The organism is Microcoleus sp. bin38.metabat.b11b12b14.051 (genome assembly GCF_013299165.1).
Lineage (GTDB): Bacteria > Cyanobacteriota > Cyanobacteriia > Cyanobacteriales > Microcoleaceae > Microcoleus.
This window is the reverse complement of sequence record NZ_JAAFKD010000002.1, coordinates 232,748-245,848: the sequence shown is the minus strand read 5'-3', so window position 1 is coordinate 245,848 and position 13,101 is coordinate 232,748. Positions and strand designations below refer to the sequence as shown.

The following is a 13,101-nucleotide window of genomic DNA, read 5'->3' as shown; positions in this document are numbered from 1 at the left end:
GAGTTCTTAGTTCCCAGCCATCAGTTTTAAGTTGGTAATTTTTTAACGTCTTTACTTTAGCTTTCAGTCATTAGCCATCAATCATTAGTTACTTAACTAATAACTAATGACTAATAACTAATGACTGATGACTGATGACTAATGACTAATTACGCAGAAACCAAGAAAGTTTGCTTGTATTCTGTGATGCCTTCTTTCAGCAGCTTCTCAGCTTCATCAGTCAAAGCCTTACCGCCTTGAACGATTTCGCCGAACTTCGGCTTGCTAGTCCGCAAATAGTCGCGCAAACCAACAGTAAACTTGGTAACTTTATCAACCGGGATGTCATCCATGTAGCCGTTAATACCGGCATAGATTACAGCCACTTGTTCGTTCATTGGCAAAGGCGAACTTTGCGGCTGTTTCAACAGTTCGCGCAAGCGTTGTCCGCGAGCCAATTGATTCTGAGTGGCTTTATCCAAGTCAGAAGCAAACTGAGAGAATGCTGCCAGTTCTTCAAACTGCGCCAATTCCAATTTCACCTTACCGGCTACTTTTTTCATTGCCTTAGTTTGAGCTGCCGAACCTACCCGCGATACTGAAATACCGGGGTTTACAGCCGGACGCAAACCAGAGTTAAACAAGTCAGAAGACAGGAAAATTTGACCGTCGGTAATCGAAATTACGTTGGTAGGAATGTAAGCAGAAACGTCGCCAGCTTGGGTTTCAATGATTGGCAAAGCTGTCATGCTACCTTCGCCCAAATCGTCGCTCAATTTAGCAGCGCGTTCTAGTAAGCGAGAGTGCAGATAAAACACGTCTCCGGGATATGCTTCGCGACCTGGAGGACGGCGCAGCAACAAGGACATTTGGCGGTAGGCCTGTGCTTGTTTGGAAAGGTCATCGTAAATGACCAAAGTGTGCCGGCCTTTGTACATGAAATACTCGGCTAAGCTAGCACCGGTGTAAGGTGCTAAGTATTGCAGGGTTGCGGGGTCGCTAGCGTTGGCTGCTACGACGATTGTGTAGTCCATCGCGCCCTTTTCTTGCAGGACGTTGACGATGTTAGCTACGGTAGAGGCTTTTTGACCGATCGCCACATACACACAAATTACGTTTTCCGATTTTTGGTTGATGATTGTGTCGATCGCGATCGCAGTTTTGCCTGTTTGACGATCGCCAATAATCAGTTCCCGCTGTCCTCTTCCCACAGGAATCATCGCATCAATAGCGGTAATCCCTGTTTGCATCGGTTCGTAAACAGAACGGCGAGAAACGATACCAGGTGCGGGAGATTCAATCAAGCGAGTCTCAGTAGTTTTAATTTCGCCTTTACCGTCAATCGGACGTGCCAAAGCATCAACTACGCGGCCCAACATTGCTTCACCAACGGGGACTTCAGCAATTCTGCCAGTAGCAGTAACTGCCGAACCTTCTTGAATGCCAAGCCCTTGGCCCATCAACACTGCACCAACGTTATCTTGTTCGAGGTTTAGTGCGATACCTACAGTGCCGTCGGCAAATTCTAGCAATTCGCCGGACATAGCCTTATCCAAGCCATAAATCCGGGCAATGCCGTCGCCTACTTGCAAAACAGTACCGACGTTCGAGACTTTTACATCTTGGTCGTACTGTTCAATTTGCTGGCGAATAATGCTGCTAATTTCGTCAGGTCTGATTGCTGCCATGTTAATTATTATGTGTCAGAACTCTTTCTTTCTTTCTTTCTTCAATCCGCCGAGGCGGATGAGTGTCTGTGTAGCACCAGAATTCATTCTGGCGAACTCTTGCTAATTAGACAAGATTTAAAACATCTTCAATCCGCGGAGGCGGATGAGTGTCTGTGTAGCGCCAGAATGAATTCTGGCGAACTGGCTGGCTCGCTGGCAAACCCTTCCTGCTTATTTAAATTAGGAATTCAAGCGAATTCCCAGACGGCGCAATTGTCCCCGCAGGCTAGCATCAATTACTTGAGAGCCTACTTTGATTACCACACCGCCGATTAAATCTGCGTCTATTTTTGTTTCAATTTCTACGTTTCGAGCGCTGGTCATTGCCTGCACTTTTTCGCGTACAGTCTGCTGTTGAGCATCTGAGAGCGGAACTGCCGATGTAACTTCAGCCAATACTGTTTGGTTGAGTTCTCGGAGCCTTGCCAAGTATTGTTGACCAATTCCTTCTAAAAAAAGAATTCTTCCTTTGTCTACTAACAGCTTCAGAAAATTGTGCATCAAGGGGTTCATTTCTTCACCCGCTATTTGCTGAATCACGGCTTTTTTAGCATCCGGTTGAATCAGCGGATTGCCTAAAAATTGACGTAAATCTTCCGAACTTTCTAGCAGGCTAAGTAAAGAACGAATGTCTTCGCCGAACTTTTCTGAGAGATTGCTGGACTGAGCCAGTGACATCAAGGCAGATGCGTAAGGCTGTAAGACTTCTGTGCTGACTGTACTCACGTTTTAGCCTCCCAGTAACGCAATGCTGCGATCGATTAATTGGTGTTGAGCGCTGTCGTCCAAGCTAGTTTTTAACTGGCTTTCCACCTTTGCCATTGCCAGAGATACGACGGCAGATCGCAGTTGGGCGATCGCTCTTTCGCGCTCTGCTTCCAACTCTTGACCTGCTGTTGCTTTCATGCGTTCAACGTCCTGCGCCGCTTGAGCTAGAATTGCTTCTTTTGCCTTCTTTGCGGTTTCTTCAGCAGCGGCTCGAATTCGTTCCGCTTCTGCTTGGGCTTGAGTCAATTTTTGCTGTTGCTCTGCTAGAGCTGCTGCTGCATCTTTTTGGCGTTTTTCTGCTTCTTTTATCGCCTCTTCGATGCCGGAACGCCTCTCAGTCAGGATTTTACCTACAAAGCCGCGCCCGAAATAAAACAGCACTGCAATAATAATGACCAGGTTAATCAGGTTGGTTTCTAAAATATCGAAATTTAAACTGAAACCACCTTCGCCGCTAGCTTCTGTGGCTAGCAATAAAACAGTCCCCATGATACTCTTCCATAATTGCGCGTGCAGATTGGGTGAACCGATCTTAGATTGGAGATTGCATCCCAAATCTAAAAATTTTCGGTCTCGCTATTTGACCAGCGACGGCCCTAATAGCTTTTGTAGAATTTGGCTGCTGAGAGCGTCTACTTGTTGTTCTAACGAGCGCATGGCTTCTTGCTTTTGCTGCTCGATTTCTTGTCCTGCTTTTTCTCGCGCGGCTTGAGCTTCTTGTTGAGCCTCAGCTACTTTTGCCGAGCCGATTTTTTGGGCCTCAGCTTGGGCTGCTACAATTACTGATTGAGACTGCTTGCGAGTTTCTCCCAGTTTTTGCTCGTACTGCTGCGCTAGTTGCTGAGCTTTTGCCAAGCGTTCTTGTGCAGCGATTTGGGTGTTGCGAATGTAATCAGCGCGATCGTCAATTGACTTGCTGAGCGGCTTGTAAAAAATTACATTCAAGACTGCGACCAGAATCAAAAACTGCACCGCCATCAGAGGCAGCGTAGCATCTAAATCAAACAGTCCCCCTTCTTTTGCCGCTTCTTCAACTGCTAGTAATACTGTCCAGTGCATCATGATTTTTTGACGGCTTCCATCTAATTCGCTCAATCGAATTTAGATTTGAGATTTTGGATTAGAATCGCCAAAACCTCAAATCTAAAATTTCTAATTATTATGCGAAGGGGTTGGCAAACAATAGCACGAGGGCTACGACCAAACCGTAAATTGTCAGGGCTTCCATGAACGCCAAACTCAACAGCAATGTGCCGCGAATTTTGCCTTCTGCTTCCGGCTGACGAGCAATCCCTTCTACAGCTTGGCCTGCTGCATTTCCTTGACCGATGCCAGGGCCGATTGCAGCTAAACCTACTGCCAAAGCGGCGGCAATTACGGAAGCGGCGGCAACTGTTGAATCCATGATGATTTTCCTTATCTAAAGTACAAAATTGAGAGCAGAAAGTCTACTGAATTGTCCGATTTGACGGCAGTAAGTTTGAGGAGAGGAAATGTTCTTTTTCCTCATTCATGCGCTACGCAGTCGATCGTTATTTAATCGTGGTGTTCTTCGCCGTGACCGCCTTCTAGAGCTTCACCAATGTAGGCTGCGGCCAAGGTAGCAAAAATCAAAGCTTGAATTGCACTGGTAAATAGTCCCAGAACCATCACTGGCAGAGGAACAAATAAAGGCACTAGCAACACTAGCACTCCCACCACCAATTCGTCAGCAAGAATGTTGCCAAACAAACGGAAACTCAGGGACAGAGGCTTAGTGAAATCTTCTATGATTTTGAACGGCAGCATGAAAGGCACCGGTTCTACATAGTGGGCGAAATACCCCAAGCCACTTTTGCTGAGACCTGCATAAAAATATGCCAAAGATGTCAGCAGTGCAAATGCTACCGTCGTGTTGATGTCAGCGGTAGGAGCTCCCAACTCACCCGATGGCAGCTTAATCAGCTTCCAAGGGATCAGAGCGCCCGACCAGTTTGACACAAAGATGAACAGAAATAATGTACCAATAAACGGTACCCAAGGGCGATATTCTTTTTCACCAATTTGGTTTTTAGCCAAGTCCCGAATATATTCCAGCGCATACTCCATAAAATTTTGCATTCCGCTGGGAATTCGCTGGATCTTGCTAGTTCCTAAAAGAGAAACTATGACTAAAACGGCAATTACAAACCACGAGGTTATAAAAACCTGCCCGTGCACTTTCAGATTGCCGAGTTGCCAGTACAATTGCTGGCCAACTTCCAATTTGGCGAGCCCGAAACGATTAAAGGTGTTTAGAACGTCAAGCATTGCCATTCAACGGGCTTCCCCATACAAATCGATGAGTTGAGTTTTGCTACATTCCCTGACCTACCTGTAGTCTAGTGCTAATGCACTTCGGATCACGTAAACCATCAGCGCAGCTTTGTAAGTCAGAAATCCCAAAAATATCGGTAAAATCTGTAGCTGATTCCACTGTGTTCCTACTATCATCACCGCGAAAAACAGACCGAGCCTGGTCTTGCTGATGCGTTGATTTTCGCTGCCGATTCGTTCAACGTCTCTAGCCAACATCTTTAAGTAAACCACACCTGTGCTTGCCCCTAGCAAATAGTTCAGGGCTACGTTGAGGGAGTAAAAAATCCAGACGCAGATAAAAATAATCGCCGTAAAAGCAAGGGTGTACGCCAACAACTCTTGTTGGAGGCGATAAAAGTCTTGCATGGGATCGCTTGTCTCGGACGAGACTGTCGAGACTGTCGAGACAGTGCCAGCTTGAGGAATATCCTCGGAAGCTGGTGTGGGTTCGGTGGGTGTGTTTTGCGTGTTCACGAAGCTCAGAAACTAATGCAGGTAGCAGGCGAGTGCTTTGCAAACTCAGAAAAATCATACCACGCTGCGGTAACAATACTTAAAATAAAATTAATATTTTTTTTAGGTTTTGGTGTCGAATGAGTCAGAAACTTTTTTTTACTGGTTCCTAGGAAGAGCTTGGGAACCGATGTCCACAGGAAGAGCCTCGCGTGGCGAAGGATAAATTGGAGGCTCTTCCTTGCCTATCTGCGTTACAAGGCAGAACCGACTGAACGCATCATAATTTTTAGTCGGCGACCAACGACTTTCAATATTTCAGAAAACTACTTCACCGCATTCAGCTTGAGGATTGGTATAACTGATAACAGTTAAAAGTCCCCATTCAAGGTGGTAAAGTTGGCTGCGCTTAAAGCAGCAGGTTGGACTCCGGTAACCACCCCTAAAATTTGTCCGGTAGCAACAATCCGAATCGCTGTATTGCTACCGGAAGCCTCTAAGGCAATTCCTGCAAATGCAAGTCCGTTGGTGAGGGCGATCGCATCTTGACCAGACGTGAAATCGGCAATAACATCGGCTTCAGATACGCTAGAGGCGGCTGCATTCACGCGCAGTACAAACAGATCGTTTCCAGCTTCACCCGTCAGAGTGTCTCTACCGAAATCACCTACCAATTGGTCGTTACCTTCTCCTCCAAAGAGCACATCGTTGTTTTGTCCGCCCCTGATAATGTCATCACCCGAACCGCCATAGAGCGTATCATTTCCGAGGTTTCCAGCGATCGAGTCATTGCCGGCGTTGCCCTCGATGCGATCGTTATCGCGACCGCCCCAGAGCGTATCGTTGCCGTCGCCTCCTAGTATAGTATCGCTGCCGGCATTGCCATTTATTCGATCGGCAGATGACGAGCCTTGGATAAAGTCGTTTCCATCTAAACCTCGAACCGAGAGATTGCGGACTTGAGCTGGATTGATGGTAATGTTATCGGCATTGATAGAAAGGTTGAAGAAGTCGCCATCGGGGCCGTAGGGGAGAGGAGAAATCGTTCCAGGTGTGAAACCATATTGAAGATGATCGACTTCCCAGTTAGTTTTACCGGGCATGGACAATCGAATTGATGAGATCCCGTTTGGATTGACCACTCCAAAGAATCTATCTTCTGAGGTAGTACGCGAAATACTCTCATCACCCAGCGAAAAAGGGCCGATCACCCCCAGAGACTCTCCAGATGGCCCAAACCCCTCAAAGAACGTGTTATTCACGAGGTCAGCAGACAGGGGTGTGCCCCCACCATTCCTGCCAATATCAGTCCAGACGATTCCAGCGTGGGTTGGCAATTTACCCCCAAGTGCATTAGCAGAAAAGTCGAAGGTAAAGCTGCTAACTGTGAAATTCGAGAATAAGCTGCTCGTGTTTCCTCTCGCCTGACCATCAATCACACCGTCATCGCCGTCCACCGAGTCGCTGAACGCTGTTGCAATATTTGTTGTGGCAAACTCACGAACAGCAACGCCCGGTGTATTTAAAGCGCCGTCTTCAAAGTCTTCTAAATGAAAGTAAGTGAATCTTACTGGGCTAAATGGGCTAATGGCAGTTCCCGCCGATGGATTATTGAAAGCTAAGTAGGGAAGTGGACCAAAAAACTGAGCATTGTTAGTCATGAACTGTTTTAGTAAAATTGGCGTGACGGAAATTGCACTTGCCAAAATAGGTTTGGCAAAGAGTACCGCAGAAAGCAGTATAACCGAGAAATTTTAAATCAACTTGCCGGGATTATTCAATGATATGAAATTCTCGAACAGCCGGGATGAAGTTTTTATTCTCGTGGCTCGATCGACTAAGCTTAATCAAAGCAAACCGCTGTAGGGGCTGCAAACTCGCCCACTGTGCCAAAGTAATTGTCACGCCGAGTTCTTGCGCTTTTGCAGAAACCGACTCCGGTATAGTTGCAGCATCCATCCAGGGGGGATTTTCATCAACAGCCAAATCAGTTCCCGGTTTTCCAGTCTCTTTAATTAATACTTGGTTTAGCTGTTCTCGATATTGGAGAATTTCTGGACTTGTCAAACAAGGAAGCTCTACAAGTGTTTGGCGTTCTGTTTGAGTAAAATGATTCCAATCTTGTAGCTTGAGTTTAATGCCGCAAGTATCTAACTTGAGGCGTACTTGCATTGGAATGCAGCGCAGGGCTTCTACAAAATCGGCTTCAAATTTAAAGAATGTCATAGATATATTGATTTGCTAATTAGATAGATTTTTTTTTACCGCAGAGGGCGCAGAGAGCGCAGAGTAAGAGAGGAGAGAGTAATCGATGCAGGTTTTTTGATTTCTATCAATAATTGCAGCAATTTGAATCAGGATTTATACTTGAGTAATATTATACAGTATTGATTTGCTAATTAGATAGATTTTTTTTTACCGCAGAGGGCGCAGAGAGCGCAGAGTAAGAGAGGAGAGAGTAATCGATGCAGGTTTTTTGATTTCTATCAATAATTGCAGAAATTTGAATCAGGATTTATACTTGAGTAATATTATGCAGTATTTATTTGCTAATTAGATAGATTTTTTTTACCGCAGAGGGCGCAGAGAGCGCAGAGTAAGAGAAGAGAGAGTAATCGATGCAGGTTTTTTGATTTCTATCAATAATTGCAGAAATTTGAATCAGGATTTATACTTGAGTAATATTATACAGTATTTATATGAATCCCGTAGACTACCTCCGGATTAGTTTGATAGACCGCTGCAACTTCCGCTGTCTCTACTGTATGCCGGAAGGAAGCGAGTTGGACTATGTATTGCAGCAGCAGTTGTTAACTCACTCGGAATTGCTAACTCTGCTGCGGGAAGTTTTCATACCCGTGGGATTTACCAAGTTTCGCTTGACGGGAGGGGAACCGCTGCTGCGGCCTGGGGTGGTGGAGTTGGTAAGGTCGATCGCATCTTTGCCCGAAACGCGAGATTTGTCAATGACAACTAACGGATTTTTGCTCGCCCCAATGGCAGAAAATCTCTACAATGCTGGTTTGCGCCGGATTAATATTAGTTTGGATTCTTTGGAACCGGAGACTTTTGATAAGATAATTGGTAGTCGGGGACGATCGCGCTGGATGCAGGTTTGGCAGGGAATTCAAGCGGCTTATGAGGTAGGATTTGACCCGCTTAAATTGAATGTTGTGGTGATTCCTGGTGTGAATGATGGCGAAATATTGGAGTTGGCAGAGTTAACAATTAACCGGAATTGGCACGTTCGTTTTATTGAGTTTATGCCGATCGGGAATGGTGACTTATTTGGCGATAAAGGTTGGGTAGCATCAGCCGAATTGCGGCGGCAAATTGAGGAAAAATACGGCTTAGGCGAGTCGGGAGTGCGCGGAAACGGGCCGGCGGATGTGTTTCAAATTCCCGGGGCGAAGGGCACTTTAGGGTTTATCAGTCAAATGTCTGAGTGTTTTTGCGATCGCTGTAACCGGATGCGTTTGTCTGCTGACGGGTGGCTGCGGCCTTGTCTGCTGAACGAAACGGGGCAAATTGACTTGAAAACTGCTCTGCGGGATGGGGTGTCTACGGGCGAATTGCGCGATCGAGTACAGCAAATATTAGATATTAAACCGGAGATTAATTTCAAACAGCGGGATTCGGGAACTAACGCCGGGAATTACAGCCGCACAATGTCTCAAATCGGCGGGTAAACTAAGCGACACAGAGCGCTGAAGACATAAAATATTTAAGGCAATACTTGAGTATAATTGTCACAGTATTCGATTCTCAACAAACTCGATGACCATGAAACCGATTCGGTGGGTTGGCGCGGCCCGCGAAGAAATCCAATCTCTTCCTGAAGATGCCCGAAAAGAAGCCGGTTTTTCACTTTGGACTCTCCAGCAGGGCATACAACCACCGGACTTTAAACCGATGTCGATCGTAGGTAAAGGCGTTGAAGAAATTCGGATTCGGACAGAAAATGCCTATCGGGTTTTCTATATTGCTAGATTTGAAGAAGCTATTTATGTTCTCCATGCCTTCCAAAAGAAAACTCAGAAGACAGCCAAGAAAAATATTGAAGTTGGCCAGAAACGCTACCAAGAGTTGTTACAAAATCGTTTAAATTCAAGAGAGCCGGAACAATGAGCGAAAATACTATTACTCAAGCCGCCGATAATATCTTTCTAGACCTCGGATTCTCAGCCGAAGAAGCTGATAACTTACTAATCCGATCGCAATTAATGCTCGCCCTGATCCATCAGATTCAAGAGCGCGGTTGGACTATCGATCAAACCGCTCAACATCTCCAACAATCGAACGATCGAATCAAAGCTCTAACTGAAGGTAAAATTGGGCAGTTTTCCGTTGACATTTTGATTGCAATGCTCAACAAAGTAGGCTTGACTGTCAAAGTCGAAATTTGCCCCAAGGTAGCTTAGGCGGAAATTATCCAAACAGACGCACCCTACGAATTACATTTTACCCGTTGTTAGTAGCTGTAGGGTGCGTCGCCGTCTAAAATAGCCAAAAAAATATCGACTATCTAACAGCGACGCACCTTGCCCAATCGTTGCAAAATAAAACACTTTTTGGGAAGCAATATTTTTGATAACTTGTACTATTTTAGATTTGATATTACCCGAAGTTGGTAAATGAACTTAGTGAGGTGCGTCAGTTCGGAGATTGTCGATTTTTAGCGGGAATCATGCGAACTGACGCACCCTACGAATTACATTTTACTTAAACGTGCGATAAATTAGGGAAAGGCGATCACAGCCGCACAATGTTTCAAATCTGCGGGTAATTGTCTTTAGTGCAATCGGTCATTTATGTACTTATTCGTAGGTTGGGTTGAGCGAAGCCAAACCCAACTCTCTCTGAAAGTAACTCGCACCGCTGCCACGGTTCTAACCTCGATTTTATTTAATTAGATAGGCGTAATTATCCTTAATTGTTAATCCCAACACTTCTGCAAGTTTACCAGATCGAGAGTGCATTAATTCGCCTTTTAAAGGTTCTGGAAATTTCTCTAATGCTAACTTCGCCTTTTTATAATCGGATAAAGGAATGGTTAGATTGTCACAAGATGGGTAATAATTCCAACACCCGCTTGAATGTTTTACTGCTATCATTAATTCTCCCTTGCCGTTGGAAGTATCCTTACCTTTGTGAATTATTAAGCTTTCTCCCCAGTAAATAATATTGTTATTATGAAAAGCTGTTGCTATGTCTATTGTTGTTTCTCCAATAGAAACAAGTTGTGTTATCTCTTTCGTAAAATCCTCAAAATAATTCCCTAAACAATTACACAATTCTTTTATGGCTAACATACCTAAACCAGTTATACGAGTTAGCCAATACCAATGCTCTGGAAGCCTAATGTCTATTTGCCCCAATATATTAATAATATCTTCTTCCCAATAAGTTATCCAAAAAGTTACGGCTTCCGTTTTTGTAATACTACCAGCTTGTGCGAGTTTAACAAAAGCAAGCATACGAAGCCACATTTCAGCCAATAATGGTGATTGTTCGCGAGCTTGTTGCAATTTAAAATCTCCATCGCAAGCGGCTTCTTCACGAAGTCTTGCAAAAATTTTTTCAACTTTGGAAAAAATTTTGCTCCGAGGTACTGCTGAAATACCACGAGCTTGCGCTTCTTTTCTGCGTTTTGCTTCTCCCATAATGCCTCTGAAATATTCAAAAAATTTAATATATCACATAAAGTGTTTACATATCACAACAACGATTTTCCAAGGGTTACAAGCTATAGGCAGGGAAATTGTAGTTTCCCCACCTAGCTTTTTTTATAGATGTTTCAGTAGCTGTAGGGTGCGTCGCCGTCGAAAATCCCTAACAAAAGATAGATAATTTCTGAGCGACGCACCCAACACAATCGTTGAAAAAATAAATATAACACTTATTTTTTATCATTTTTTTTGACATATTGTACTATTTTAGATTTAATATTACCCGGAGTTAGTAACTGAAATTTGTGAGGTGCGTCAGTTCGGAGATTATCGATTTTTAGCGGAAATTACGCGAACTGACGCACCCTATGACTACGACTTAACGGTGCGTCAGTTCGGATATTTTCGGTTTTTAGCGGGAATTACGCGAACTGACGCACCCTACGAATTAGATTTTACCCGGAGTTAGCAAAATTAGCTGTTTGGATAAGATCGATCGCACTTCATCCAGTCCCATCTCCACATCCGCCAAAATCTCTCCCACACTTCTGGTATTGCAACCTTGCAAAAATTCAAACTCGGCACTTGACAAATTTGCCAAATGGTAGTTGCAATCAAACACTTGTTGACTCGGCCAACCGTGCATACAAGCACTCAACTCTGGAATTGCAGCCAAAAGCGCCTTATCATCCGACCAATCAATTTTATGAATCGGCTTTTTACCCAAGAAAAACTCGTAATGAGTGATTTCAGTATCCAACAATTCAATTAATCGATAAAGCTCTCGTTCCGTCAAACCCTGAGCTCTTTCCATCAACTCCGGTGCTTTACTCAACAGTCGATCTAACTGCCAATATCCCGAATTTGAGAAACCGATAAATTCTAATCCCGAAGCGTCGATTAACTCGAACAAAGTCTCGATATTGTAGTCAATTTCCTGCGGGTGAACGTACATATCTGCAAAACATTCGTCTCGCTGATTTTCTCCCGCCCAGCGCTGTTTTTCGTACTTGACAAGGCGGTTATTTTCTGGTAGTGAATCAAAGATTTGACGGCCGACTTTGACTCCATCGGGATAGTCGCCTTTTTGCTTGCCTTGCAAAAGCCCGATCGCCCTTTGCATCAATTGAATCTCCCAGCGGCCGAGTTCAGCATACACAAAAATGTGCATCAAACCGCCGCTAGCCAACTTCGCCGCCAGTGCTTGAATGCCCCGAATCGGATCGGGTAAGTGGTGCAACACTCCCACGCAGTTGATCAAATCAAACTCGCCTTCGAGTCGATCGGCATCGTAGATGCTGAGGTGGCGAAAATCGGCTTCGCGCGCACCAGATCGGCGACAGCGTTCTTGTGCTACCTTCAAAGCACCGGAACTTAGGTCGATCGCCGTTACCGCAGCTTCTGGGTTAAGGTGAATCAGATAATCCGTACTCGAACCTGTGCCGCAGCCAGCGTCTAAAATCCGAATATCCAGTCTTTGTGGCTTTTGGCCGGTGCAAAAATTGTAAGCATCAGGCCAACTCCAGCGCCAGTTGTAGCCAGGGGGCGGTTCGTCAGACAACGGATCGGGCGGGAAAGGGAAAGTATCGTACAGCCGTCGCACGGCAGCGCTGATATCGGGCGTAGTATCCATAAGGTGACACAATAGTGCGTGAATTTTGATATTGCCATGAGTTACGACAAAACGGCGCTACGCGCTGCACTCCTCTTGCTTCGTTGGACTCAATCTAAAATCTCAAATCTCAAATCTCAAATCGGCTGACAGCTTGTGCGTAATAAAACTTATCATTTTTTCTCATATACGCACTCTTAAATCTATACAATAAATCTCGGCAGACTTTTTAACAAACGAGGACTGTCAATAACCAACCGCTGAGCTTTCGGGTAAAGCGGAGTCGTCTTTGAGCAGAAAGTAAAAAGCCCAGAAACAGGCAGAAGAAAATTTTGGATTTTCTTTTTCCTGAATTGACGGCACTTGCTGCGATCGTTTACTCGTCAGCTATCCTGCCTTTGTATTTTTTCCAGGAATGTACGGGCGAAGCAAGCGCGGAGGAAGTGCCCCGTCGGTGTCTTCGGGTCGGACATTTCCCGGCAGGACGAAAGATGAAACCAAAACATTTTAATCTAAGAAAGTAAGCGCCCTAACCTCGTGACAGGTCAAGGCA

General features: G+C 44.9%; 14 protein-coding genes. 3 read left to right on the top strand and 11 right to left on the bottom strand.

Features of this window, described 5'->3' with window-relative positions; genetic code table 11:
• Positions 1-149: 149 nt before the first annotated feature.
• From atpA to QZW47_RS03565, 9 genes are all read right to left on the bottom strand, one after another.
• Positions 150-1,667: a F0F1 ATP synthase subunit alpha gene (gene atpA, locus QZW47_RS03605; protein ID WP_293124037.1), complete on the bottom strand. Its 1,518-nt coding sequence runs from the start codon at positions 1,665-1,667 to the stop codon at positions 150-152.
• A gap of 222 nt (positions 1,668-1,889) precedes the next feature.
• Positions 1,890-2,435: an ATP synthase F1 subunit delta gene (gene atpH / locus QZW47_RS03600; RefSeq protein ID WP_293124034.1), complete on the bottom strand. Its 546-nt coding sequence runs from the start codon at positions 2,433-2,435 to the stop codon at positions 1,890-1,892.
• 3 nt (positions 2,436-2,438) lie between these two features.
• The gene (locus QZW47_RS03595) at positions 2,439-2,966 is read right to left on the bottom strand and encodes a F0F1 ATP synthase subunit B (RefSeq protein ID WP_293124031.1); all 528 of its coding nucleotides are present in this window, start codon (positions 2,964-2,966) and stop codon (positions 2,439-2,441) included.
• A gap of 87 nt (positions 2,967-3,053) precedes the next feature.
• The gene (locus QZW47_RS03590; protein ID WP_293124404.1) at positions 3,054-3,539 is read right to left on the bottom strand and encodes a F0F1 ATP synthase subunit B'; all 486 of its coding nucleotides are present in this window, start codon (positions 3,537-3,539) and stop codon (positions 3,054-3,056) included.
• A gap of 97 nt (positions 3,540-3,636) precedes the next feature.
• The gene (gene atpE, locus QZW47_RS03585) at positions 3,637-3,882 is read right to left on the bottom strand and encodes an ATP synthase F0 subunit C (protein WP_242717122.1); all 246 of its coding nucleotides are present in this window, start codon (positions 3,880-3,882) and stop codon (positions 3,637-3,639) included.
• A 131-nt stretch (positions 3,883-4,013) separates the two neighbouring features.
• A complete protein-coding gene (gene atpB / locus QZW47_RS03580; protein WP_293124021.1) occupies positions 4,014-4,772 on the bottom strand; it encodes a F0F1 ATP synthase subunit A in 759 nt (252 codons plus the stop codon).
• 54 nt (positions 4,773-4,826) lie between these two features.
• Positions 4,827-5,288: an ATP synthase subunit I gene (locus tag QZW47_RS03575; protein ID WP_293124018.1), complete on the bottom strand. Its 462-nt coding sequence runs from the start codon at positions 5,286-5,288 to the stop codon at positions 4,827-4,829.
• A gap of 350 nt (positions 5,289-5,638) precedes the next feature.
• Entirely contained in the window at positions 5,639-6,928 is a 1,290-nt protein-coding gene (locus QZW47_RS03570) for a hypothetical protein (RefSeq protein WP_293124015.1), read from the bottom strand.
• Positions 6,929-7,040: 112 nt separating this feature from the next.
• Positions 7,041-7,493, bottom strand: a complete 453-nt coding sequence (locus QZW47_RS03565) for a nitrate reductase associated protein (protein ID WP_293124012.1) — start codon at positions 7,491-7,493, stop codon at positions 7,041-7,043.
• 473 nt (positions 7,494-7,966) lie between these two features.
• Between QZW47_RS03565 and moaA the strand changes: the two genes are divergently transcribed.
• From moaA to QZW47_RS03550, 3 genes are all read left to right on the top strand, one after another.
• Positions 7,967-8,956 carry a GTP 3',8-cyclase MoaA gene (gene moaA, locus QZW47_RS03560; RefSeq protein ID WP_293124010.1) on the top strand — a complete coding sequence of 330 codons (990 nt, stop codon included), beginning with the start codon at positions 7,967-7,969 and terminating at the stop codon, positions 8,954-8,956.
• A 94-nt stretch (positions 8,957-9,050) separates the two neighbouring features.
• Entirely contained in the window at positions 9,051-9,395 is a 345-nt protein-coding gene (locus QZW47_RS03555; RefSeq protein ID WP_293124007.1) for a type II toxin-antitoxin system RelE/ParE family toxin, read from the top strand.
• A complete protein-coding gene (locus tag QZW47_RS03550) occupies positions 9,392-9,688 on the top strand; it encodes an XRE family transcriptional regulator (RefSeq protein ID WP_293124004.1) in 297 nt (98 codons plus the stop codon). The genes QZW47_RS03555 and QZW47_RS03550 overlap by 4 nt, the downstream gene beginning before the upstream one ends.
• 480 nt (positions 9,689-10,168) lie before the next feature.
• On the opposite strand, the gene QZW47_RS03545 is transcribed toward QZW47_RS03550, so the two are convergent.
• Together QZW47_RS03545 and QZW47_RS03540 are read right to left on the bottom strand one after the other, a co-directional pair.
• Positions 10,169-10,930, bottom strand: a complete 762-nt coding sequence (locus QZW47_RS03545; RefSeq protein ID WP_293124001.1) for a hypothetical protein — start codon at positions 10,928-10,930, stop codon at positions 10,169-10,171.
• A 454-nt stretch (positions 10,931-11,384) separates the two neighbouring features.
• Positions 11,385-12,569, bottom strand: coding sequence for a bifunctional 2-polyprenyl-6-hydroxyphenol methylase/3-demethylubiquinol 3-O-methyltransferase UbiG (locus tag QZW47_RS03540; protein WP_293123998.1), 1,185 nt, complete (start codon positions 12,567-12,569; stop codon positions 11,385-11,387).
• Between the last annotated feature and the right edge of the window lie 532 nt (positions 12,570-13,101).

Bases quoted from the DNA above. Each gene is read 5' to 3' on its own strand.
- QZW47_RS03545 (WP_293124001.1), bottom strand. From the start codon at position 10,930: ATGGGAGAAGCAAAACGCAGAAAAGAAGCGCAAGCTCGTGGTATTTCA.
- atpB (WP_293124021.1), bottom strand. From the start codon at position 4,772: ATGGCAATGCTTGACGTTCTAAACACCTTTAATCGTTTCGGGCTCGCC.
- QZW47_RS03570 (WP_293124015.1), bottom strand. From the start codon at position 6,928: ATGACTAACAATGCTCAGTTTTTTGGTCCACTTCCCTACTTAGCTTTC.
- QZW47_RS03555 (WP_293124007.1), top strand. From the start codon at position 9,051: ATGAAACCGATTCGGTGGGTTGGCGCGGCCCGCGAAGAAATCCAATCT.
- QZW47_RS03540 (WP_293123998.1), bottom strand. From the start codon at position 12,569: ATGGATACTACGCCCGATATCAGCGCTGCCGTGCGACGGCTGTACGAT.
- QZW47_RS03590 (WP_293124404.1), bottom strand. From the start codon at position 3,539: ATGATGCACTGGACAGTATTACTAGCAGTTGAAGAAGCGGCAAAAGAA.
- QZW47_RS03550 (WP_293124004.1), top strand. From the start codon at position 9,392: ATGAGCGAAAATACTATTACTCAAGCCGCCGATAATATCTTTCTAGAC.
- QZW47_RS03565 (WP_293124012.1), bottom strand. From the start codon at position 7,493: ATGACATTCTTTAAATTTGAAGCCGATTTTGTAGAAGCCCTGCGCTGC.
- QZW47_RS03595 (WP_293124031.1), bottom strand. From the start codon at position 2,966: ATGGGGACTGTTTTATTGCTAGCCACAGAAGCTAGCGGCGAAGGTGGT.
- atpE (WP_242717122.1), bottom strand. From the start codon at position 3,882: ATGGATTCAACAGTTGCCGCCGCTTCCGTAATTGCCGCCGCTTTGGCA.
- moaA (WP_293124010.1), top strand. From the start codon at position 7,967: ATGAATCCCGTAGACTACCTCCGGATTAGTTTGATAGACCGCTGCAAC.
- atpA (WP_293124037.1), bottom strand. From the start codon at position 1,667: ATGGCAGCAATCAGACCTGACGAAATTAGCAGCATTATTCGCCAGCAA.